The organism is Sutcliffiella sp. FSL R7-0096 (assembly GCF_038595065.1).
GTDB lineage: Bacteria > Bacillota > Bacilli > Bacillales > Bacillaceae_I > Sutcliffiella_A.
In genome coordinates, this window is record NZ_CP152003.1 from 1,962,506 (window position 1) to 1,986,672 (window position 24,167).

A 24,167-nucleotide genomic window follows, 5' to 3' on the forward strand; every position below is an offset into this window, starting at 1 on the left:
GTTAAAACAACAACCTTACTTTTCCAATCTACATATTAAAGAGGTGAACAAATGGACTTCTCTTACCCTATATCTTATGAATGGTCCACAGATGAAATAGTCGATGTGATCGCGTTGTATGAGGCAGTGGAGCTCACCTACAACAAAGGCGTGGAACGTGAAAGGCTATTAGCAGCTTATCGGCGCTTCAAAGAAATAGTCCCAGGCAAAGCGGAAGAACGAAATTTGGCAAACGAATACGAAGAATTAAGTGGATTCTCTGTATATCGAACGATCAAAAAAGCAAAAGACATGCAACCTGGCGAACGGGTGATGATGTCGAAGTAAGCTTAATGCGCATCAAAAAACCCAGAGTCAACATGACAATGGGTTTTTTGATGCGCATTCGTCTTCTTATACGGCTTGTTTAGAAAGATCATATAGTCTTCTCAGCGTTTGAAACGCTTCTTCGATCCTAGCGATAGTTTCATCTCCCGAGAGCTTGATTGCTTCCTCTTTCGGAATTTGAATGCCACATAGTATTTCTGCCTTTTTCACATTGATCAAGCGTTCAAAGAGCTCCCGGTGGACTTCCTCTGTCAGGTCGCTTTGGCGAATCACCCCAGGTTTGGTATGGTCTTTGGACCAAACATAATCGGTTGGAATCTCTTTCCGGATTGCTTTAACATCCTTTAACAATGTTTCCCCGAAAGCTTCCTTCATTGGTGCTTCATAAATTACCGCAAACCATACAAATACATGCGTTTCCCATAAACCGATTTGGAAATGTGGGATCATCTTATATCCTCTAGGGTTGCTCCCGAATGCCACCCAGGAATCCTTTGGTGGGTTCTTGGTTCTTCTTGCGTGCTTGGCAACATGGTAATGTATCTCTTCCCCTGTCATTGCTGTCAAAGAGGGAGCAAAATGCTGACCGAGCTGTTCGAACTTTGGCTGGATTTGATTTTTCAATCCTTCCATTCTTTCTTCTAGTCCATCTATCGTGAAAACTTGAAAGTCTTTTTTCTTAAAGCCGGTGAATTTCTCATTAGCCATGAAATCGCTCCGTTTCTCGTATGTGTGGTTTTAATGATTCTTCTAATTTTATCATAGCCATTTTTCCATGCCAAAACATTAGATTAATAGCACTAGTTTTCTTTTTGGGTAACTGCACATTTTAGTTACCAACTTTCATTACCTTCATATGATATAGCAACCATTTAATATTGAACCTTTTGGAAACGAGAAACTTAGATTGAGGGAGGGAAATAGGATGAAACAAGTGGCGACACCGTGGAAAAAGAAAAAAGAAGAAAATCAACGTGCGGTTTTGCGAATGGAAATCGACTATGAACTGGCGGTCTTGTATGAAGCGATACAAGAAAGCGACCAGGATAAAATTAAAAAATCAAAGTCCAAGTTAGAGCAATTTCGTAAAGAAATGTTAAGTCTAGAGGTTTAGTGGCACATGCTACCCGACGAACCTGTATGAGGTTCGTTTTTCTATGCTTCGGATTACTTGCTTTTACCGGACCGTTTCAGTAATCTAAGACATACATAACTCGAATTTCAGTTGAAATGGGAAATTTAATTGGTGCAGAAGGGCAGGAGACGACATGAAGTGGCGGGAAATAGATGAAAACGCAAAAAAATGGACAAGAGAAGCTGGTGAAAGGATCCGTGCTTCGTTCAGCAACGAGCTGATGATAGATACGAAAAGCTCTGCTGACGATCTTGTAACCAATATTGATCGAGAAACAGAGCAATTTTTTATAGAGCGCATCAGGGAGACATATCCAGAACATCAGATTCTTGGAGAAGAAGGATTCGGCGATGAATTGGATAAACTAGATGGCACAGTATGGATTATCGATCCAATTGATGGGACCATGAACTTTGTTCATCAACAGCGCAACTTTGCTATTTCCGTTGCCGTTTACGAAGACGGTGTCGGGAAGGTTGGCTTGATTTATGATGTGGTACATGACGAACTTTATCATGCTAAGTTGGGAGAAGGCGCCTATCTTAATGATACAAAACTGCCTGACTTGGAAGAGGTCACGGTGGAGCGTGCTGTCATCGCATTGAATGCTACCTGGATTACGGAGAATAAACGCATAGATCCTACCATTTTGGCTCCCCTCGTGAAAAAAGTAAGAGGAACTCGCTCTTATGGATCTGCGGCACTTGAGATGGCTTATGTGGCAACGGGGCGTATAGATGCATATATTACTCTGAGACTTTCCCCATGGGATTTTGCAGCGGGACTAATACTTGTAAACGAGCTTGGAGGAAAAGTAACGACACTTCATGGCGAACCTTTGGATTTGCTGGGACAGAACAGTGTGTTTGTCAGTAAACCGGGTTTGCATGAAGTTATCATGAATGACTATTTATATAAGTTGAAAAAATGAGTAAAAACCCACGGATTTCATGTAGCCGTGGGTTTTTGCAATTTAGGTGTGATATTGTTTTGATTTTCCTGTAGATTTCCCTTCCAGGGTATCGCTTGTCCTAAGGATGTAGTAATAAAAGGTAAATTATAGCAATATCATGTCTTTTGTTTATAATTGGCCATTTTCACGCATTTTTCTTTTTGTTTTGAATCCAAGTCCCATTACGACCCCGAATAAAACAAACGCCAATACCATACCCATGGTGTTTCGCTCTCCAATGGCAATTCCGACCAAGCCCAAAGAAACCGCTGCCAAAATGGCATATACCATAAAAATCCACTTGATATTTTTCATAAAATCAACTCCTCCTGATGAAGCTAAGAACGTATAACTTATATTTTACATAAGTCCCTTTCTCTTTTCTACCATGTTTGTGGTATAATACTAAAGTTATTAAGTTGTATAATTAGGGAGATGAAATAGTGAACATCCGCAATGATATTAGAAACATCGCAATTATCGCTCACGTTGACCATGGTAAAACGACGTTAGTTGACAAGTTGCTACACCAAGCTGGGACGTTTAGAACGAACGAGCAGGTAGCAGAACGTGCCATGGACTCCAATGATTTAGAAAGAGAACGTGGGATTACCATATTAGCTAAAAATACGGCAATTAACTATAAAGATACGCGCATCAACATCATGGACACACCTGGACATGCCGACTTTGGTGGAGAAGTGGAACGTATTATGAAAATGGTTGATGGTGTACTTTTAGTAGTAGATGCTTATGAAGGCTGTATGCCTCAAACACGCTTTGTATTGAAAAAAGCGTTAGAGCAAAACCTGACACCGATTGTCGTTGTTAACAAAATTGACCGTGACTTTGCTCGTCCGACAGAAGTAGTCGACGAAGTAATCGATCTATTCATTGAATTGGGTGCAAATGAAGAACAATTGGAATTCCCGGTTGTATATGCATCTGCAATCAACGGGACAGCAAGTACTGATCCTGAAAAGCAAGATGAGAACATGGAAGCAATTTATGAGTCCATTGTAGAACATATCCCAGCACCAGTTGATAATAGTGACGAGCCGCTTCAATTCCAAGTAGCCCTTCTTGATTACAATGACTATGTTGGACGTATCGGAGTAGGACGTATCTTCCGTGGAACAATGAAAGTAGGTCAACAGGTTGCACTAATGAAGCTTGATGGATCTGTTAAGCAATTCCGTGTGACGAAATTATTCGGTTTCATCGGACTTAAGCGAGTGGAAATCGAAGAAGCGAAAGCTGGAGACCTTGTTGCCGTTTCAGGAATGGAAGACATAAACGTAGGGGAAACAGTATGTCCGGTTGACCAACAGGATGCACTACCGGTTCTTCGTATTGATGAGCCAACTCTACAAATGACGTTCTTGGTAAACAACAGTCCGTTTGCTGGGAAAGAAGGAAAATTCGTTACTTCCCGTAAAATTGAAGAACGTTTAGAAGCACAATTGGAGACAGATGTAAGTCTACGTGTTGACCCAACTGATTCTCCTGATGCATGGGTTGTATCTGGTCGTGGAGAGCTTCATCTTTCCATTCTTATCGAGAACATGCGCCGTGAAGGTTTCGAGCTTCAAGTATCTAAGCCGGAAGTTATCATCAGGAATATCGATGGTGTTAAATCTGAGCCGGTTGAGCGTGTACAAATTGACGTACCAGAAGACTATACTGGTGCGATCATGGAATCCATCGGAGCCCGTAAAGGTGAAATGGTAGACATGATCAATAATGGTAATGGTCAGGTTCGTCTGATTTTCATGGTACCATCTCGTGGTTTGATTGGTTATACAACGGAATTCCTTTCCCTTACTCGCGGATACGGAATCATCAACCATACATTTGACAGCTACCAGCCTATGGCAGCAGGTCAAGTAGGTGGACGTCGCCAAGGTGTTCTTGTTTCCATGGAAACAGGTAAAGCATCTACTTACGGTATCATGGGTATTGAAGACCGTGGAGTTATTTTCGTTGAGCCAGGAACAGAAGTTTACGAAGGAATGATCGTTGGGGAGCATAACCGTGAGAATGATCTTGTGGTTAACGTTTGTAAAATGAAGCAGGCAACTAACGTTCGTTCTGCAACAAAGGATCAAACGGTAAGCATGAAGAAACCTCGTTTAATGACATTAGAGGAGTCTTTAGAATACTTGAACGACGATGAGTATTGTGAAATCACGCCACAATCCATCCGTTTACGTAAAAAACTTCTTGATAAGAACGAACGTGAAAGAGCAGCGAAAAAGAAAAAATACGCTGAGGCTTAAGTATTAATTTAAGAAGGAGGCAGGGTTGCTTTTATGTCTATAGCGACCCTCGCTATCCTTTTTTTCTAAGGGTCTGTTAGGAAGCTTTTGAAATTGATTGGAGCACAGGGCGTAGACTCCAGAGGGAGGTAGCGAATAGGGGAGACCCCGTAAGGCAAAGCCGAGGAGCCTCCACAGGTGCCCTTTGGATAAGCGAAGTCTGTGTGGAAATCAATAGTAGCGCTTAACAGACTCTATAAAAAAAGTTAGAAATGGGGAGTAGGCAATGGATGTTACACAAAGACTATCCTTTTTTGCTAGTCTATACCGTGTCGATGAAAACCCTGACTTAGGCATGTGGATGCTATACTTAACTATTTTGGGTCTATCCATATTAGTGTACAAGCTTGGCTTCGCCTTGAAGCTGCCTCTATTAAAATCGGTGGTTATTTATCTCTTCCTCGCATTTGGAAGTACAGTCCTGACTTTTCTGGGAATCTTCCTTCCAGTTGCAGAAGGATTGGTGGTTGCCGCTTTAATATTGATAATCTATAAGATTCGACTTCATCGTTCCAAGCAAGCGGAAAGTACAGAATCTTAAAGGGGCGTGCGATATGAGGTCCTTACAAGATACATTATACAATTGGCTGACTATAAAAGTTGTGGCCGAAGCAAGACCTGACGATAAGTCCGCCCAAGATACAAAAGAACTTTTTGAAGGGATTCTCCTTGAGGACCACAAGCTGACAAACATTGTCGTTTCCAAAGAGGATCCGATGTATTATGTGGAATACGATAAAGATGGGGTGCGCCATAAGGCTAGATTTCCAATCGAACTCATCGACGTGATGCTTGAACAAATTCAAAACGAACCTGATAAGTATCATAATTATGAATAGAAAAAGGATAGCTCCTTCCCGAGTGCTTGACACTTGCGAGGGAGCTATCCTTTTTGCTTTGTTGTTTTATAAAATATAGGAAGGAATAAAGCAAATGCTATGTGCCCTATAGACCATAAGAAGACTGCTATCTCATCGGAAGGAGCGGGTGTTTCTTTAATAGCCAGAATAGTTAATGGAAAATACAGTAAAATGGTAGGGAGGGTGATGCCTATTGCCACCAGATACTGCCTTCTTTTATCATCCAAATGGAAACGTTCTACTAAGAAAGCAAAAATGATACCGATAAGAATGGCAACTATTAGATGGAAGGTGAATTCAGTCAGTTCCGAAAAACTCGCATTTTTGAAACCTGGAATAAAATCGACATTTAACAGAAGTACGTATATCTTCTTTCCTGAAACTATTTCCAGTACCTTGATAAACAAGCCCATCAGGATCCCACTTATTAAGCCTGGAAATGCCCCTCTAAGTATCAAGTTCTACCACTCATCCTGATTTTGTTTTTGTTCAAACAGTTTGAAATTACCTGAAGCTTTTCTCTCGTTGGTTCTTTTTTCAATTCTCTCAGCACATTCATCGCACATATATGTATGTATTGGTCTGTTGCGAAGTCTTTTCGCTACTAGTGTTTCATCATTTATACTTTCAATTTTATCGCAAATTACACACTTGACTCTCATGGTCCACCTCATTTATTCAATCTTTATCAATAGTATAGCATAAAGGGGAATAATTAAGAATTAATTGGTAAACAGGCTAATATAGGGTATTAATTAACCATTTCTTTCTATGGAAATGGGGATGTGGTAAGATAAGATAAATAAAAATACAGTGGGGGGATGAACAATGCCAAACTTGGTAGAATATGTTCTTGTGGAACCGCTTAAAGCCGCACTGCAAAAAGAAACACTTGTGACAATAAGCACTGTAGATCATGAAACAGGCGGACCGAATGTCAGTGCTATCTCCTGGCTATATGCCACTGGTGAGAAATCCGTTCTACTTGCTGTCAATTCGGAATCTCGCATAGTGAAAAATGTGATACATAACAGCGAACTAGTGGTAAACCTTATGGCCAATGATTCCGTTTATGCCATTCATACTAATGCAACTGTAAAAGTGGAGAAAATGGAAGAGGTTCCATTGAAATTGGCCTTATTGCATCTTGAGGTAAAAGAAGTGCGGGATGTCATGTTTTATGGAGCTAAAATAAGCGTTGAGCCAAAGTTTGAAAAAACCTACGATATAGAAGCGGCAAAAAAGCTGGATGATCAGGTGATGACGGCAATTCGTAAACATGCATAAGTGTTGCTTAAATTGTAGCAGGTGGCAACCTGCTATTTTTTTGGTGATGTACTGAGCGATCTGAGGGTGGGGGAGGCCAAAAATTCCGGATATAACTCGAGATTTCAAGATATATTTCGGAAATTCCGGATATAACTCGGGATTTCAAGATATAATCCGCAAATTCCGGATATAACTCGAGATTTCAAGATATAATCCGCAAATTCCGGATATAACTCGAGATTGCAAGATATAATCCGCAAATTCCGGATATAACTCGAGATTTCAAGATATAATCCGCAAATTCCGGATATAACTCGAGATTGCAAGATATAATCCGCAAATTCCGGATATAACTCGAGATTTCAAGATATAATCCGCAAATTCCGGATATAACTCGAGATTTCAAGATATATGCCGCAAATTCCGGATATAACTCGAGATTTCAAGATATAATCCGCAAATTCCGGATATAACTCGAGATTTCAAGATATATTCCCAAAATTCCGGATATAACTCGAGATTTCAAGATATATTCCGCAAATTCCGGATATAACTCGAGATTTCAAGATAAATTCCCAAAATTCCGGATATAACCCGAGATTTCAAGATATAATCCCACAATTCCGGATATAACGCGAGATTTCAAGATATATTCCCAAAATTCCGGATATAACGCGAGATTTCAAGATATTTTCCAAAAATTCCGGATATAACTCGAGATTTCAAGATATATTCCGCAAATTCCGGATATAACCCGAGATTTCAAGATATATTCCGCAAATTCCGGATATAACTCGAGATTTCAAGATATAATCCCAAAATTCCGGATATAACTCGAGATTTCAAGATATATTCCGCAAATTCCGTATATAACTCGAGATTTCAAGATATATTCCCAAAATTCCGGATATAACTCGAGATTTCAAGATATAATCCGCAAATTCCGGATATAACTCGAGATTTCAAGATAAATCCCAAAAATTCCGGATATACCCCGAGAATTTTCATGATATTCCCCAAAATCTCATGAAGTCCGGCCCACTCCCATACTATTCCCCCAATTAAAAAGCTGTCCAGATGGAATTTCCCTTCTGGACAGCTATCAGCGTTAATCCTGCTTCACTTTCTTATTTCGTTCTTCATCCTTATAATGATTGGACTGATTTTGTTGTTTCTGTTCGAGTTGCTTTTGTTGATCCTCCGGAAGTTGAGGGTTGTTTTGTTCGGTCGGATTTGGTGCTGTAGGCTCTTTTAAGTCAATTGGAATCTCCGGCATAACCCGTCCAACGATTTCTGCAAGTTCTTCCATGATCCCCGTCACTGGCCTGCCATTCTGGATATCCCTTCCCATCTCCTGTAACCTTACAAAGGAATCTGCATCTGCAAGGATGACAGCAGTTGCCCCATATGGATCACTCTTTAAGCTTTCTGCAACAGAGTATTTTATGGTACTTACCCTTTCCCGATTTAAATCGGAGTTCACATCGATTCCAACTACCGCATATGGACCTAATACTACAGCAGTCGCATCATTTACATTTGGTACCCTCGTAGCCAATTCCACAAGATGGGCAGAAACTTCTTGTCCAGTTTTTCTATCTACCTGTACATCTGCAGAGTCCCTTACGTGGATGACCTGTGTGTTTTCTTTGTCGTTGGAAATATTCCGCGGTTGATTGTTCATACAGCCGGTAAGTGCCAATGACACAATGGCAGTTACTACTAAATATCTTTTCAATGTATTTCACTCCTTCTCTAGGATGATCCCATTTTCATCTGTCTTGATTTTATTGTTTATTTGTTCTTCTATCTTTATTCATTCCGACATATATTTTAACAACGGTCCGTCCCTCTTTATGGTCAAGTAGTAACACACTAATTGTATTGGGGCCATATACTGAAAGGGAGGATGCCTTGATTCACTCCAGAAAGACAAAAGAAGGGCTGAGAGTAGGAGGCGGCAGGTTGGGTAAAATTTATGTATTAGATACGAATGTACTGTTACAGGATCCATATGCAATTTATTCCTTTGCAGATAATGAGGTAGTTATTCCTGCGGTGGTATTGGAAGAAGTGGATTCGAAAAAAAGATATATGGATGAAATAGGAAGGAATGCAAGGCAGGTTTCGAAGATTATTGATTCCCTAAGAGCAACAGGGAAGCTACATGAAAAGATTCCCTTGCACAATGGAGGGGCACTTCGCATTGAATTGAATCATCGTAGCTTTCATCAGCTGCAAGAAATATTTGTGGAAAAGACAAATGATAATAGGATTCTTGCAGTGGCGAAGAATCTTTCTTTGGAGGAACAAACCAAAGAGGATGGCCGTTTAGTCATTTTGGTGAGCAAGGATGCGCTTGTCCGTGTGAAGGCAGATGCAATCGGATTGATTTCCGAAGACTTCCTTAACGACCGGGTTGTGGAAGTGGACCACATTTACAAAGGGTTTCTAGAGGTTTATGTACAGGCTGATACACTTAACGCTTTTTATCTTAAAGGGGAAATTGCTGTATCGGAGCTTGCCAACCAACCTTTTTATCCGAATCAGTTTATTATAATGAAGGATGCACTCGGAGGTTCTGCTTCAGCCTTGGGCATAATTGATGCAACAGCGAATAAAGTAAAAAAGCTGATTTTTGATCAGGACCATATATGGGGGATCAGGCCCCGGAATGTACAACAAACAATGGCATTTGAAATGCTCCTTCGAACCGATATTCCACTGGTTACCTTGACAGGTAAGGCAGGAACGGGAAAAACGCTTTTGGCATTGGCTGCAGGGCTTATGCAAACGGAAGACTTGAACCGTTATAAAAAACTGCTAGTTGCTCGGCCGATCGTGCCGGTTGGAAAAGATATTGGATTTCTCCCAGGTGAAAAAGAGGAAAAATTACGACCTTGGATGCAACCAATATATGATAACTTGGAATATCTTTTCAATACAAAAAAGCCAGGAGAACTTGATGCGATTTTGGCAGGGATGGGTTCCATCGAAGTGGAAGCACTGACCTATATACGGGGAAGAAGCATACCGGAACAATTCATCATCATAGATGAAGCACAAAACCTGACAAAGCATGAGGTCAAGACGATCCTGACAAGAGTGGGGGAACGGAGTAAGATTGTCCTTATGGGAGATCCGGAACAGATCGATCATCCTTACCTTGATGAATATAACAATGGGTTAACTTATGTTGTGGAACGCTTCAAAGACCAGAAGCTCGCTGGGCATGTAAAGTTTGTTAAAGGCGAACGCTCCATGCTCGCGAAACTTGCTGCAGATCTATTATAATAAACCTCAATCAAAAAATAGTGCCGCAGTTATTTGCGGCACTATTGCGGAGACTTTAGAAGCAATTACTTTACAATAATTCTATGAACATGTGTCAAAGGGGCATCCTGGTTGGATCCATCCTCAAAGTAAGCATGAACTGGCCCATTTTCCTTTAGCGGTTTTCCGTTTTTGGAAAAGGCCAATATCATTTCTTGAGCTGTGGGGATATCCACTTCCAATTCCCTTTCTTGACCGACAAACACTACCTTGGAAGAATCTGATTGAGGTTCGGCATTATGAAGGAATGGACCAAACTTAATCCCGAAGGTCCCGTTTAAAAGTTTTTCCTTTTCGAACTTTCGCTCCGACTTCAATGTTGGTGGGTAGATGGCTCCTTCTCTGATCTCTCGTTCCCAATGCTTGGATACTGCTTTTGTATATTCCTCAAGTTCGTCCTTTTTTTCGTGCGTTTCTTCTGCGAAATATGTATCTAAATCAATCCTTCTATCATCAAAGATCCATACACCTGGATCAAGCGTTATTGAAAAATTGACCTTGCCTTCTATTCCGATGATATTTTCCATGTTGTCCCCCTCTTGTGTAATCCTTTTCATTATTATATAACTTGTATGTTTTTTTGTCATGTTCTCGGGGAATCTATTGGTAGATTATATCATCAAAGGATGAATGACCCTTGATAAAGAAGGATGTGGGAGAATGGCATGCAGAAGTGAGGAAATATTGGATGCATTGGTCAAGGAAGCGAGAAAGGTCTCATTTGAAGGGAAAGTGGCAAATTACATACCTGCACTACAGAAAGAAAGTCCCGATCATTTGTCTTGTGCATTAGTTTACCCGGATGGGGACTGCTTTTCTGCTGGGGATATACAACGGAAATTCACACTCCAAAGCATATCCAAAATAATTACACTTGCAATAGTGCTCATGGATTATGGTCCAGAGCATGTTTTTCATAGAGTTGGGATGGAACCAACAGGAGACCCCTTTAATTCCATCATTAAGCTTGAAACTTCTTCAAAGGCCAAACCATTAAATCCGATGATAAATGCTGGAGCACTTGCTGTTACATCGATGATCAAAGGAACTAATGCAGAGGATAAAGTGGAATACATAATGGATTTTGTGAGAAAGCTCACCAATGAACCAGAAATAGACTATTGTGAAGAGGTGGCAATATCCGAATTCACGACATCCTTTTTAAATAGATCTCTATGTTTTTACATGAAAGGGGATGGAGTGATACATGGTAATGTGGAAGAAATCATGGAGGTCTACACGAAACAGTGTGCCATCCGGATGAATTGCCTTCAATTAGCAAGAATGGGGGTGGTCTTTGCGATGGACGGGCTGAATCCTTTAACGAACGAGCAGGTCATGCCGAAAGAAGTAGCAAGGATCTGTAAGACGTTTATGGTAACATGCGGGATGTATAATGCCTCTGGGGAATTTGCAATAAGGATTGGAATTCCAGCCAAAAGTGGAGTTTCAGGGGGGATTATGGGATCTGTTCCGGGTAGAATGGGTATTGGCATATTCGGACCGGCTCTCAATGAAGTAGGAAACAGCCATACAGGGCTTAAACTCCTAAAATTGCTACAGGATAAATATGATTTGAGCATGTTTTAATATACGAAACGGATCCTCCTTGCAATTTTTTTAAAATAACGATAAAATTTATAGATAAGATAGGCATTTGTACGTAAACGGAGGGATCGATATTGGCATCAGATATCGTGGTCGATCATCGTGATAAAGCTATTTCGCTTTTAAAAGCTGATTCAGATAAAATACTGAAACTTATTCAAGTCCAAATGGACAATCTTACCATGCCGCAATGTCCATTGTACGAGGAAGTGCTGGACACGCAAATGTTCGGATTGTCCCGCGAAATGGATTTTGCCGTTCGCTTAGGCTTGATTAGCGAAAAAGAGGGAAAAGATATCCTTTCCAAGCTGGAAAAGGAACTTTCTGCACTTTATGAGGCCTGGGAAAAAAATTAATGATAAAAACGCTCAATCAACTTTTAAAAAGTTGATTGAGCGTTTTTATTAAAAGCTCTTTTCGTATAGTTGCTTTTGCGTTTGTTTAAATGACCTTTATATTCCTAACTCGCGTGCTCTTTTCCTGCAATACTGAATATGCTACGTGCATATCTAGAGTAAGTTAGCAGTATAAAGTCCAATTACCGACTTTTTACTAGTGAATAGCCCCGATCTTTAGAAAAGAGCCTTTTTAAATCTTTTCAATTAATCATGCAGTAAATTCTTACGTAAGAAAATCGCATAATTCTACATAATTTACCTGAGTAATAAGAAAAAGAGGAAAGTTATCGAAAAATAATGTATAATGGCATATATAATTGATAAAATATTCTAAACTTTTCCAATGTGAGAAGTAGCTACTAGGGGGAGACAATATGACAAGAAAAATTAATAAGGTCCTTGTTGCGAATCGCGGCGAGATCGCAATTCGTGTTTTTCGAGCATGTACAGAATTAAACATTCGCACAGTTGCTATTTACTCAAATGAAGATATCGGATCTTTTCATCGATACAAAGCAGATGAAGCGTATCTGGTAGGAGAAGGAAAAAAACCGATAGATGCCTATCTGGATATTGATGGCATCATTGAAATTGCAAAAGCAAACGAAGTAGATGCCATACATCCTGGGTATGGATTCCTTTCTGAAAACATTCATTTTGCCAAGAAGTGTGAAGAAGAAGGTATCATCTTTATCGGCCCAACTTCCAAGCACCTCGATATGTTTGGTGACAAGGTGAAGGCAAGAACACAGGCCCAACTTGCCAACATTCCGGTAATACCGGGTACGGATGGACCTGTCCATTCATTAGATGAAGTGATGGATTTCGCGGCTACATATGGCTATCCATTGATGATCAAAGCTGCCTTAGGTGGTGGAGGGCGTGGTATGCGGATTGTCCGCAGCAAGTCCGAGTTACGAGATTCATTTGATAGAGCAAAATCGGAAGCGAAGGCCGCTTTTGGAAACGATGATGTTTATGTCGAGAAGTTAATTGAAAACCCAAAACATATCGAAGTCCAAATTCTTGGCGATCAGCACGGTGAAATCATTCATTTATTTGAGCGTGATTGCTCCATTCAAAGACGTCATCAAAAAGTCGTGGAAATCGCTCCAAGCGTATCCCTATCGGATGACTTGCGTGATCGGATTTGTCAGGCTGCAGTAGAATTAATGAAGAATGTGGATTATATTAATGCGGGAACAGTTGAATTCCTAGTGGCTGGGGAAGAATTTTATTTCATTGAAGTAAATCCACGTGTCCAGGTGGAACACACTATCACCGAAATGGTCACTGGAGTGGATATCGTTCAATCCCAAATCATGATTGCAGAAGGACATGCCCTACATAGCAGCAAACTTGGGATTCCTAAGCAAGAAGACATACGCGTACATGGTTTTGCCATCCAGTCCCGTGTAACCACGGAAGATCCTTTGAATGGATTCATGCCTGATACCGGAAAAATTATGGCTTACCGGTCCGGTGGTGGATTCGGAGTCCGCTTGGATGCAGGGAATGGTTATCAAGGAGCAGTCATCACGCCTTATTACGACTCATTACTTGTGAAGCTTTCAACCTGGGCCCTAACTTTTGAACAGGCAGCATCCAAAATGGAGCGTAACCTGAAAGAGTTCCGTATTCGTGGAATCAAGACGAATATCCCGTTCTTGGAAAACGTAGTGAAGCATCCGCAGTTTATGAATGGGGAATATGATACGTCCTTTATAGATACCACACCTGAACTTTTCGTGTTCCCGAAAAGAAAAGACCGTGGAACGAAGATGCTCTCTTATATCGGAACCGTGACCGTTAACGGGTTCCCTGGGGTTGAAAAGAGGAAAAAACCTATTTTCACAAATCCAAGAATGCCTGATGTGGCAGGAATCGATGAGGTACCAAGAGGTACTAAACAAATCCTGGACGAGCGTGGAGCGGACGGATTGGTTAAATGGGTGAACGATCAGAAAGAAGTGTTATTGACAGATACAACGTTCAGGGACGCACACCAATCATTACTAGCTACTCGTCTCCGTACGAACGATATGAAACAGATTGCGGAACCTACTGCAAAGTTATTACCTAATCTTTTTTCCATGGAGATGTGGGGAGGGGCTACATTTGATGTTGCATACCGCTTCTTGAGTGAAAATCCGTGGGACCGACTTCTAACTCTGCGTGAAAAGGCGCCGAATGTCCTATTCCAGATGCTGCTTCGTGCTTCCAATGCAGTTGGTTATAAAAACTACCCTGATAACCTGATTAAGGAGTTCGTGGAAAAATCAGCCTATGCAGGAATCGATGTCTTCCGTATCTTTGACAGCCTAAACTGGGTGAAAGGCATGACATTAGCCATTGATGCAGTACGCGATTCGGGGAAATTGGCGGAAGCAGCAATTTGTTATACTGGAGACATCAATGATCCGAGCAGAACAAAGTATGATCTGCAATATTATTGTGATATGGCGAAAGAGTTAGAGCGAAGCGGAGCACATATCCTTGCAATCAAAGATATGGCAGGTCTTTTGAAGCCGCAATCGGCATATCGTTTGATTTCTACATTAAAAGAGACGGTTGATATTCCAATCCATCTTCATACCCATGATACAAGTGGCAATGGGATTTACATGTATGCGAAAGCAATCGAGGCTGGTGTAGATATTGTCGATGTTGCCGTCAGCTCCATGGCCGGACTGACATCACAGCCAAGTGCCAACTCCCTTTACTATGCACTAGAAGAAACGGACCGTAAGCCGGATGTTTCTGTCAAAGCTCTGGAACAGCTCTCTCACTATTGGGAGGATGTCAGAAAATACTACAGCGACTTCGAAAGCGGCATGAATAGTCCTCACTCTGAAGTATATATGCATGAAATGCCTGGAGGTCAATACAGTAATCTGCAACAGCAGGCAAAAGCGGTAGGGTTAGGAGCTCGTTGGGAAGATGTGAAAGAGATGTATCGCCGAGTTAATGATATGTTCGGTGATATTGTCAAAGTGACTCCATCTTCCAAAGTGGTAGGGGATATGGCATTGTTCATGGTTCAAAACAACCTTTCCGAACAGGATGTGCTTGAAAAGGGTGAATCTATCGATTTCCCGGACTCTGTCATCGAACTGTTTGAAGGGTATCTTGGCCAACCGCACGGTGGTTTCCCTGAAGACCTTCAAAGAGTCATCCTGAAAGGAAAGTCACCTATCACAGTTAGACCAGGTGAGCTGTTGGACGATGTAAACTTTGAAGAAATCCGTAAGAAGCTTTTCGAAACACTTAATCGACAAGTGACAAGCCATGAGATGATTGCTTATGCGCTTTATCCGAAAGTATTCCTTGATTATCAGAAGAAATATGAACAGTACGGAAATGTATCTGTTCTGGACACGCCGACCTTCTTCTTCGGTATGAGATTAGGAGAAGAAATTCAAGTAGAAATTGAACAAGGAAAAACCTTGATGGTAAAGCTCGTATCAATTGGCCAACCACAAAAGGATGGTACCCGCGTTGTTTACTTTGAGTTAAATGGCCAACCTCGTGAAGTGAACATCAAAGACGAGAGTGTTAAATCGGATGTAGTGTCGAAGCCTAAGATGGATGCAACCAACCCTACACATATTGGAGCAACCATGCCTGGAACCGTCATAAAAGTTCTGGTGGAAAAAGGCGAAAAAGTGTCTAAAGGAGATCACTTGATGATCACCGAAGCCATGAAAATGGAAACTACGGTACAAGCGCCATTCAGTGGTACTGTAAAAGAGATCTACGCAGCGGCCGGTGAAGGCATAGCAACGGGAGATCTATTGATTGAAGTAGATAAAGTTTAAGAGTTGAATACTACTGCTTGCAAACCCGAGAGCGATCCTGACTCTCGGGTTTGCTTGTTTTGTGATTCTAAGGAAGGGGAGTGGATGATTCAATACCTGAATTCGTTTTAAAAATAAAAACAGATAGTGCATCTCAATGCCCGAAGACCTTCCTAAAATACATAAAAGGTAACAGAGGAAGACCTTTATTTTTCTTGTTCCTTCAGCCCATCTAAACTTTTCTTTATAACAAAGCGACACTATAATAATGGACGAGGTGACGTATTTATGACCTTATCTGTGATGTGGTTTCGAAGGGATTTCCGGCTACAGGACAACACAGCCTTATACCACGCGGTAAAGGAAGCGCAAAAAAGAAAAGAACCTATATTGTTTATGTATCATCTAGACCCGAAATTCACCAGCAAGGATACACCGAATCATCGGTTCTTCTTTACTGCCTTACAAGAATTTATTAAGCATTGTGAAGCAAAGGGGATCTTTGTCCACGTAATAGTGGGGACCTGGAAAGATGCGTTCTCAAAATTATTAGATCACTTTCCGGATATGACTTCTTTATATTTTAATAAGGACGAAGTAGGAGAAGGGCATAAAAGGGATAATGAACTAGAGAGATTCTTAAATCAAAAGAATATTAGGGTTCGTTCATTTGATGACTACAACATTCATCATGCGAATGAAGTGAAAAAGGCAGACAACAGCATATATAAAGTGTTTACGCCTTATTTTAAAAAATGGAACTCTCTACCTAAAAAGGCTCCTGTAACTGTTAATGATCAAAAGATCAAAAATAACTCAGTCAAAGATGATGGGTTGTACAACAAGGGTGTGGAAACTTTATCCAAGACAATAAAAAAGTTGCCTGCACAAGTGGAAATTTCACAGGAAGAACAAGCATTCAAGCTGCTTCAAAGCTTTCTGAAGGACAAGGTTGATCATTACGACCGGTTCAGGGACCTGCCTGCAGCAAATGGAACTTCTAAACTGTCTGTATTTTTAAGGACAGGTGCCATATCTGCCAGGACCATCCTCTATCTTATCCAGGAAAAACAACTGACATCTTACAGCACTGGGATGGATACTTTTGTGAAAGAGCTCGCCTGGCGTGACTTTTACAATATGATTTATCATCATTATCCTAATAGTAAATCAGAAGAAATCGAAGTGAAATATCATCAGCTTGACTGGAGTAAGGATGAAAACCTTCTCCAAAAATGGAAAGAGGGAAACACGGGCTTTCCGATAGTTGATGCTGGAATGAGACAATTGAAGCAGGAAGGCTGGATGCACAACCGCCTCAGAATGATTACCGCCTCCTTTCTAACGAAAGATTTGCTGATGGATTGGAGAATTGGAGAATTATATTTTGAGGAGATGTTGCATGATTATGATGAGTCGTCCAATATCGGAGGCTGGCAATGGGCAGCATCAGTAGGTACGGATGCAGTGCCATATTTTCGAATTTTTAATCCTATCACCCAGTCAATACGATTTGATCATAGAGGGGAGTATATCAAAAAATACGTCCCTGAATTGAGCCGAGTCCCGGAAGCATTCATACATGAACCATCGAATATGAATAAGACAGATCAAAAGAAAGCAAACTGCATCATTGGCAAAGACTACCCTGAACCTATCGTGGACCATAGCCTGCAAAGAAAAAGTGCGATTCAAATGTTTAAAGATTTAACATAACCAAAGGATTGTGTTAATCATTAAAAAGGATAAGCAAATACCAAGTTGATCGCAGTGGAAGGGACGGAGATTCCTACAAGGAGGCTCACGGATCGCCGTGGTAAGCGAAATAAATGAATATGAAGATCAACAGAGCTAAAGGCAATACAATCAATCTGGGGTAGTTGCTTTACAAAGTTGCAAAAAAAAGAGTGGGCACATGCGCCCACTCTTTTTTACATTGATTTAGTTGTGTCATTTCCCAATTTAATACGGTTGCTTTTATTTCGTGTCACAAGCATAAAGAAGTAACTTAGAACTCCAAATAAACACGAGATGATAAGTGCATGAAGCAATGCTACAAAGATATTAAGATTGGTTACGACAATTAGAGCGCCTGTTGTTGCCTGTAATAGGACAAGGATGGAACAGATCACCCAACCGATATGAATGACAGGCTGATGCTTGTATTTTTTTATGGCTAGAATGGTGACATAGACGATCCACACCACAATCAGTCCAGCAGCAGCTCGGTGTCCCATTTGAATCCATTCATGCATTTGGGTTGGAATTCCCAGTCCGTTCCGTGTACAGCTTGGCCAGCTTGGGCAAGCTAAACTTGCACCTACATGTCTTACTAAAGCACCACTATAAACAACCATATAACAATAAACGATAATTCCGATGATATGGAAGGACATTCGGCGGTCTACTATCAATGTTTCTGCATCGAACTTCTTATCTACTTCAAAAATCAGGAGGGTAAGAAGGAATACAGAAGCAAAGGACACCAAAGAAATACCGAAGTGAAGTGCCAGCACTGCGGAGGATTGTCCCCACATAACAGCTGCAGCACCAATAAGTGCCTGTAAGATTAATACCAGAAATGATAATAGAGCCAAGAATTTTGATTCTCTTTTATGTCCGATGGCTCTCCAAGCCCAAATTGCCAGAGTTAATACCATAAGACCGGCAACCCCAGAGACTATACGATGACTTAACTCAACAATAAGAGCAAAGTCGATATTGCTTGGAATAAGTTCACCATGACATAAAGGCCAAGATTTCCCGCACCCCATACCGGAACCAGTTTTTGTAACAAGTGCTCCCCCGATAAGAACAAATAGCATGACAATAGACGTGCAAACGGCGAACCATTTTAATAATTTGTACACTTGATTCACCTTCTTAGAAAGATTTTCTATCTCCCTTATATTAAAAAAAGAGCAAAAATGTTAAAATAGTAAACGTCCTCCCAATACTACACAATCTGACGGTAATTGACAACATCCCCATGCAGTTCAGAACGAGGAAATTATTATCGTGAAAAAGGTTGAATAATGGTGTGGAGTTTGCTAGAAATATATAAGGGAAGTGTGTGAAAAGCTTCTTCACTAATGTGAACAGCTTCAACAAATCTTATTATATACCGTTTTATAAAGTGCGGGTGCTATTCTTTCTAGGTGACACAAATTAGTCATATTTTCTTCAAATATAATTCACAAAGTATTTAGCAAATATGATTTAATATACAGAGAGAATGTAACGTAAGCACCTGTTGCTTCATACATGCAAAGAACTACTTTAAACTGCGATGGTGAAAACGCATTCACTTCATCCTTTTTAGAGTTGAAAGTTTGCATCAAGGTTCAAAGGAGGAATATAAATGGCAGATTTGAGGACTTTGGACCAAGCGCCTGCTTCATTATCAGATGAACGTCCTCAAGGTATGGAAGTTGCTCCTTCTAAATGGAAAGACTTCTTAGCGCTAATAAAAATTGGGATCGTGAATTCCAATTTCATCACTACGTTTACCGGCCTCTGGTTAGCTATATATTTTACCCAGACAGATGGTTTTATCGCTAATTTGGATATTGTATTCCTTACAATGATTGGCTCATCTCTTGTTGTAGCAGGTTCCTGTAGTTTAAATAACTATATAGACCGGGACATCGATCATCTAATGTCGAGAACGAAAAACCGGCCGACTGTAACCGGTAGGATGGATCCGAAAGGTGCTCTTTACTTAGGCCTGATCCTTACAGCTGTCGGGACGGTAGTATTGGCTTTTACTACGATTATGGCTGCAGTAATCGGACTTATTGGGGCTTTCACCTATGTGGTTTTATATACAATGTGGTCTAAAAGGAAAAACACCCTTAATACGGTCATCGGAAGTATATCAGGAGCGGTTCCGCCTTTGATAGGGTGGGCAGCTGTCGATCCGAGCCTTTCTCTGATTGCATGGATATTATTTTTCATCATGTTTGTATGGCAGATTCCACATTTCCTTGCAATTGCCATTAGAAGGTGTGAAGAATATCGGAATGCTGGCATACCGATGCTACCTGTTGTGCATGGCTTTGATATTACTAGAAGGCAAATGCTTGTATGGGTTGCCTGTCTCTTGCCACTTCCTTTCTGGCTTTTCGAACTTGGAGGGGCATTGATTGTATTGGCAACTTTATTGAATCTGGGCTGGCTTGCTTTAAGCATTGCCGGATTCAAGATGAAAGATGGGATGAAATGGGCAACGCTAATGTTTGTCTACTCATTGAATTATTTGACCATTCTATTTGTCTCTATGATTATTGTGACAATCTTTTAATCAGGTACAACCAAGAACTGAGCATGACAGCTATTGCTTACAAAGAGTGGCTGTCTGTTTTCACGCTATTCCCTCAAAATTAAAGGGTGAAATAACGCAAGCTGTGGTATAGTAAACAATGAGTGCGAATTTTGTCCTATTGAGGTGATAGCATGTGAGGGTCCGGTGACGAATCGGATCTACATCTAACTTCGTGATTAGATTCTTTCTAAAAGCTTTGAAGGAATTTATCAATACATTCTACTTCACTCACTAAATATGAAAGAGGGGTTTGATTAGGCTATGAAGAAATGGCTACCTAATTGGCGTATAGTATCACTTTTCAGTGTAATGGCGCTATTCTTATCAGGCTGTGGTAAACCATTCTTATCTGCACTTCAGCCGGTAGGTGAAGTGGCAGATATGCAAAAATCACTGATTTTGTTAAGCACAGCAATTATGACTCTTGTAGTAGTTGTGGTTTCTATTATCTTCATTTACGTTGTAGTAAAATTCCGTCAGCGTAAAGGCGATAAAGAAATTATTCCAAAGCAAGTGGAGGGAAGCCACAAGCTTGAAATCACCTGGACTGTTATTCCGATTTTATTACTATTAATCTTAGCAGTTCCAACTGTATCTTACACTTTCCACCTTGCTGATGTAAGCAAAATGGATGAGGAAGAAACTGATGCACTGATAGTAAATGTTACAGCACATCTATACTGGTGGGAGTTTGAATACCCAGAGTATGGAGTAGTGACAAGTCAAGATTTATATGTTCCAACAGATGAGAATATTTACTTCAACTTGGAAGCAAGTCAAGTAAAACACTCCTTCTGGATTCCTTCTGCTGGAGGGAAAATGGATACAAACACGGACAATGTTAACCGTTTCTGGTTAAACTTTGATTCAGAGCGTGTAGGACAGGCAGAAAACCTATTCCACGGAAAATGTGCCGAGTTATGCGGACCTTCCCATGCATTGATGGACTTCAAAGTTAAGACAATGTCTCGTGAAGAGTTTGATCAGTGGATCGAAGACATGCAAGGAACAGAGCATGCAGCTGATGATACGGAACTTGCACAAGCTGGGGAAGAAATTTTCGCTCAAAGCTGTATTGCGTGTCACGCAATCGGAGCAGATCCACAGGCCGATGCAAACGTAGGTCCAAACTTAACAAACTTCGGAGATAGAACTAAAATCGCTGGTATTTTGGATCATACCCCTGAAGAATTGGAAAGATGGATTAAAGATCCTGAAGAAATCAAGCCTGGTAACCTGATGACAGGAAAATACGGGGACTTGAAACAGGAAGAAGTAGACGCTCTTGTTGAATACTTAATGTCATTAAAAGTGGACGAAGAATAGATTTTTAAGAAAGGGAGGTTACATTGTGAGTACGTTAGCACAGAAAAAAGGCTTTGGCGCGACGGTTTGGGACTACCTGACAACGGTTGACCATAAGAAAATCGCCATCCTTTACCTTATTGCCGGCGGATTCTTCTTTATCGTTGGCGGCCTGGAAGCGATGTTCATTCGTATCCAGTTGGCTGTACCTAATAACGATTTTTTAGCTGCAGGCCTTTATAATGAAATACTTACTATGCACGGAACAACAATGATTTTCCTGGCAGCGATGCCATTATTGTTTGCGTTCATGAACGCAGCTGTTCCTTTACAAATCGGAGCACGTGACGTTGCATTCCCATTTATCAACGCTTTGGGATTTTGGTTATTCTTCTTTGGAGGAGTTTTCCTTAACCTTAGTTGGTTTCTAGGTGGGGCACCTGATGCTGGTTGGACTTCTTATGCCTCTCTGTCTTTGGCATCTGAAAGTCACGGTATTGATTTTTACGCTTTAGGACTCCAGATTTCGGGTATTGGTACCCTTATCGGGGGAATTAACTTCCTTGTTACAATCATTAATATGCGTGCACCTGGTATGACATATATGCGTATGCCATTGTTCACTTGGTCCACGTTTGTGGCATCTGCACTAATTCTTTTCGCTTTCCCTCCATTAACTGTAGGGTTGGCATTGTTAATGTTCGACCGTTTATTCGGTACAGCATTCTTTGATCCGAATCTGGGTGGTAACACAGTAATTTGGGAACATCTATTCTGGATCTTTGGACATCCTGAGGTATACATATTGATCTTACCTGCATTCGGTATTTTCTCTGATGTATTCTCAACTTTCTCTAAGAAACGCTTATTCGGATACTCTTCCATGGTATTCGCAACAGTATTAATCGGTTTCTTAGGATTCATGGTATGGGCTCACCACATGTTCACAACAGGTCTTGGACCAATTGCGAACGCAATCTTCGCTGTTGCAACAATGGCGATTGCCGTACCAACAGGGATTAAAATTTTCAACTGGATGTTCACAATGTGGGGCGGACAGTTACAAATCAATACTGCGATGCTTTGGTCCATTGCTTTCATTCCAAGTTTCGTACTTGGTGGAGTGACAGGGGTAATGTTAGCATCGGCAGCAGCTGACTATCAGTACCATGACTCTTATTTTGTAGTAGCTCACTTCCATTACGTAATCGTTGGTGGGGTAGTATTCGGTTTATTTGCCGGTCTACATTACTGGTGGCCGAAAATTTTCGGTAAGATTTTAGATGAGACCTTAGGAAAGATTACTTTCTGGCTGTTCTTCATTGGTTTCCATTTAACTTTCTTCATCCAGCATTTCCTTGGCCTAATGGGTATGCCACGTCGTGTATTTACATTTGGTAAGGATTTAGGATGGGATTTTGCCAATCTGATCAGTTCCGTTGGTGCTATTTTCATGGCACTTGCAACAATAGTATTATTCGTTAATATCGTAAAAACTTCTTTAAGCAAGCAGACAGTTGCTGGGGATGCTTGGGGTTATGGCCGTACGTTAGAATGGTCCATTCCTTCACCACCACCAGAGCACAACTTTACACAAACTCCACTCGTTCGTGGACTTGATCCATTATGGGTTGAGAAAATGGAAGGCAAAAAAGGCATGACGCCTGCAGAGCCAATTGGTGATATCCACATGCCAAACGGTTCCATTCTTCCGTTTATCATTTCATTTGGATTGTTCATAGCAGCATTTGGTGTACTATTCAAAAATGATTACGCTTGGGGTATCCCAGTAATGATCATTGGATTATTAGTAACTTTTGGTGCCATGTTCTTCCGTTCTATAATTGACGATCATGGATATCATATTCATAAAGAAGATCTTCTTGGTGAAGATGATGACAAGGGGGCGAAGCTATAATGCATACAGAAGAAAAACTAACAGCAGAAACTTTCCCAGCTTCGCCTGAAAAGGCGACCCTTGAAGGCAAAAACAAGTTCTTAGGTTTCTGGTTATTTCTAGGCGGAGAGACTGTTTTATTTGCTTCATTGTTTGCAACTTATTTAGCTCTTAGTGGACCAGATTCCATTGTTTCCGGTCCAAACCAAAAAGAATTATTCGACCTTGGCCTTGTATTTGCCGCAACGATGATTCTTTTGACAAGTTCATTAACAAGTGTGTACGCTATGTACCACATGAAAAACTTTAACTTCAAAAAGATGCAATTATGGATGGGTATCACATGGCTTCTAGGATTAGCGTTCTTAATCCTAGAGATTTATGAGTTCAATCATTATATCCATTTAGGCCATACGATTACTAGTAGTGCATTTGGATCTGCATTCTATGTATTAGTTGGTACTCACGGTGCCCACGTATTCTTCGGATTATTATGGATCGGTACACTATTGATCCGTAACATGAGACGTGGATTGGATCTGTACAATGCTCCTAAGTTCTATGTAGCATCACTATACTGGCACTTTATCGACGTTGTATGGTTATTCATCTTTACTGTAGTATATTTAATGGGATTGGTGTGA

23 protein-coding genes are annotated in these 24,167 nt (G+C 40.7%); 16 read left to right on the forward strand and 7 right to left on the reverse strand.

The features are described 5' to 3' along the window. Positions 1-51: 51 nt before the first annotated feature. Positions 52-327: a UPF0223 family protein gene (locus tag MKY77_RS09945; protein ID WP_339145669.1), complete on the forward strand. Its 276-nt coding sequence runs from the start codon at positions 52-54 to the stop codon at positions 325-327. Positions 328-393: 66 nt separating this feature from the next. On the opposite strand, the gene MKY77_RS09950 is transcribed toward MKY77_RS09945, so the two are convergent. After that, a complete protein-coding gene (locus MKY77_RS09950) occupies positions 394-1,035 on the reverse strand; it encodes a DUF1054 domain-containing protein (RefSeq protein WP_339145670.1) in 642 nt (213 codons plus the stop codon). A gap of 217 nt (positions 1,036-1,252) precedes the next feature. On the opposite strand from MKY77_RS09950, the gene MKY77_RS09955 reads away from it, so the two are divergent. Both MKY77_RS09955 and MKY77_RS09960 read left to right on the forward strand, forming a co-directional pair. Continuing rightward, a complete protein-coding gene (locus tag MKY77_RS09955; RefSeq protein ID WP_237661905.1) occupies positions 1,253-1,441 on the forward strand; it encodes a hypothetical protein in 189 nt (62 codons plus the stop codon). 154 nt (positions 1,442-1,595) lie between these two features. Next, positions 1,596-2,393 carry an inositol monophosphatase family protein gene (locus MKY77_RS09960; RefSeq protein WP_339145671.1) on the forward strand — a complete coding sequence of 266 codons (798 nt, stop codon included), beginning with the start codon at positions 1,596-1,598 and terminating at the stop codon, positions 2,391-2,393. 150 nt (positions 2,394-2,543) lie between these two features. On the opposite strand, the gene MKY77_RS09965 is transcribed toward MKY77_RS09960, so the two are convergent. Beyond that, positions 2,544-2,729, reverse strand: a complete 186-nt coding sequence (locus MKY77_RS09965) for a YlaF family protein (RefSeq protein WP_237661907.1) — start codon at positions 2,727-2,729, stop codon at positions 2,544-2,546. A 128-nt stretch (positions 2,730-2,857) separates the two neighbouring features. Between MKY77_RS09965 and typA the strand changes: the two genes are divergently transcribed. The 3 genes from typA (at position 2,858) to MKY77_RS09980 (ending at position 5,571) form a co-directional block, all read left to right on the forward strand. Further along, entirely contained in the window at positions 2,858-4,693 is a 1,836-nt protein-coding gene (gene typA, locus MKY77_RS09970) for a translational GTPase TypA (RefSeq protein ID WP_339145672.1), read from the forward strand. A gap of 265 nt (positions 4,694-4,958) precedes the next feature. Continuing rightward, positions 4,959-5,273, forward strand: coding sequence for a YlaH-like family protein (locus tag MKY77_RS09975; protein ID WP_339145673.1), 315 nt, complete (start codon positions 4,959-4,961; stop codon positions 5,271-5,273). Positions 5,274-5,286: 13 nt separating this feature from the next. Further along, positions 5,287-5,571: a hypothetical protein gene (locus MKY77_RS09980; protein WP_339145674.1), complete on the forward strand. Its 285-nt coding sequence runs from the start codon at positions 5,287-5,289 to the stop codon at positions 5,569-5,571. A 44-nt stretch (positions 5,572-5,615) separates the two neighbouring features. On the opposite strand, the gene MKY77_RS09985 is transcribed toward MKY77_RS09980, so the two are convergent. Both MKY77_RS09985 and MKY77_RS09990 read right to left on the reverse strand, forming a co-directional pair. After that, positions 5,616-6,050, reverse strand: coding sequence for a hypothetical protein (locus MKY77_RS09985; protein ID WP_339145675.1), 435 nt, complete (start codon positions 6,048-6,050; stop codon positions 5,616-5,618). Between the two features lie 3 nt (positions 6,051-6,053). Next, positions 6,054-6,254 carry a YlaI family protein gene (locus tag MKY77_RS09990; RefSeq protein ID WP_339145676.1) on the reverse strand — a complete coding sequence of 67 codons (201 nt, stop codon included), beginning with the start codon at positions 6,252-6,254 and terminating at the stop codon, positions 6,054-6,056. A gap of 166 nt (positions 6,255-6,420) precedes the next feature. On the opposite strand from MKY77_RS09990, the gene MKY77_RS09995 reads away from it, so the two are divergent. After that, the gene (locus MKY77_RS09995; RefSeq protein WP_339145677.1) at positions 6,421-6,879 is read left to right on the forward strand and encodes a pyridoxamine 5'-phosphate oxidase family protein; all 459 of its coding nucleotides are present in this window, start codon (positions 6,421-6,423) and stop codon (positions 6,877-6,879) included. Positions 6,880-7,969: 1,090 nt separating this feature from the next. Here the strand turns inward: MKY77_RS09995 and MKY77_RS10000 are convergent. Further along, complete coding sequence (locus MKY77_RS10000) at positions 7,970-8,599, reverse strand: YhcN/YlaJ family sporulation lipoprotein (RefSeq protein ID WP_339145678.1); 630 nt, start codon at positions 8,597-8,599, stop codon at positions 7,970-7,972. A 227-nt stretch (positions 8,600-8,826) separates the two neighbouring features. On the opposite strand from MKY77_RS10000, the gene MKY77_RS10005 reads away from it, so the two are divergent. Then, positions 8,827-10,155, forward strand: a complete 1,329-nt coding sequence (locus MKY77_RS10005) for a PhoH family protein (RefSeq protein ID WP_339145679.1) — start codon at positions 8,827-8,829, stop codon at positions 10,153-10,155. A gap of 65 nt (positions 10,156-10,220) precedes the next feature. Here the strand turns inward: MKY77_RS10005 and MKY77_RS10010 are convergent, their stop codons facing one another. Continuing rightward, complete coding sequence (locus MKY77_RS10010; protein WP_339145680.1) at positions 10,221-10,721, reverse strand: peptidyl-prolyl cis-trans isomerase; 501 nt, start codon at positions 10,719-10,721, stop codon at positions 10,221-10,223. Positions 10,722-10,854: 133 nt separating this feature from the next. Between MKY77_RS10010 and glsA the strand changes: the two genes are divergently transcribed. From glsA to MKY77_RS10030, 4 genes are all read left to right on the forward strand, one after another. After that, positions 10,855-11,784, forward strand: coding sequence for a glutaminase A (gene glsA, locus MKY77_RS10015; RefSeq protein ID WP_339145681.1), 930 nt, complete (start codon positions 10,855-10,857; stop codon positions 11,782-11,784). Positions 11,785-11,876: 92 nt separating this feature from the next. Beyond that, positions 11,877-12,158 (forward strand): YlaN family protein, encoded by a 282-nt coding sequence (locus MKY77_RS10020; protein ID WP_237661918.1) that lies wholly within the window; start codon positions 11,877-11,879, stop codon positions 12,156-12,158. Positions 12,159-12,574: 416 nt separating this feature from the next. Beyond that, positions 12,575-16,018 carry a pyruvate carboxylase gene (pyc, locus tag MKY77_RS10025; RefSeq protein WP_339145682.1) on the forward strand — a complete coding sequence of 1,148 codons (3,444 nt, stop codon included), beginning with the start codon at positions 12,575-12,577 and terminating at the stop codon, positions 16,016-16,018. Between the two features lie 282 nt (positions 16,019-16,300). Then, positions 16,301-17,713, forward strand: a complete 1,413-nt coding sequence (locus MKY77_RS10030) for a deoxyribodipyrimidine photo-lyase (protein WP_342515728.1) — start codon at positions 16,301-16,303, stop codon at positions 17,711-17,713. A 215-nt stretch (positions 17,714-17,928) separates the two neighbouring features. Here the strand turns inward: MKY77_RS10030 and MKY77_RS10035 are convergent, their stop codons facing one another. Beyond that, the gene (locus tag MKY77_RS10035) at positions 17,929-18,867 is read right to left on the reverse strand and encodes a heme A synthase (protein ID WP_339145684.1); all 939 of its coding nucleotides are present in this window, start codon (positions 18,865-18,867) and stop codon (positions 17,929-17,931) included. Positions 18,868-19,421: 554 nt separating this feature from the next. Here MKY77_RS10035 and cyoE point away from each other — a divergent pair. From cyoE to MKY77_RS10055, 4 genes are all read left to right on the forward strand, one after another. Beyond that, positions 19,422-20,300, forward strand: coding sequence for a heme o synthase (gene cyoE, locus MKY77_RS10040; protein WP_339149782.1), 879 nt, complete (start codon positions 19,422-19,424; stop codon positions 20,298-20,300). A 282-nt stretch (positions 20,301-20,582) separates the two neighbouring features. After that, positions 20,583-21,647 carry a cytochrome c oxidase subunit II gene (gene coxB / locus MKY77_RS10045; protein WP_339145685.1) on the forward strand — a complete coding sequence of 355 codons (1,065 nt, stop codon included), beginning with the start codon at positions 20,583-20,585 and terminating at the stop codon, positions 21,645-21,647. A gap of 25 nt (positions 21,648-21,672) precedes the next feature. Then, positions 21,673-23,544 carry a cytochrome c oxidase subunit I gene (ctaD, locus tag MKY77_RS10050; RefSeq protein ID WP_339145686.1) on the forward strand — a complete coding sequence of 624 codons (1,872 nt, stop codon included), beginning with the start codon at positions 21,673-21,675 and terminating at the stop codon, positions 23,542-23,544. Beyond that, positions 23,544-24,167: a cytochrome (ubi)quinol oxidase subunit III gene (locus tag MKY77_RS10055; protein WP_339145687.1), complete on the forward strand. Its 624-nt coding sequence runs from the start codon at positions 23,544-23,546 to the stop codon at positions 24,165-24,167. Before ctaD ends, MKY77_RS10055 begins: the two co-directional genes overlap by 1 nt.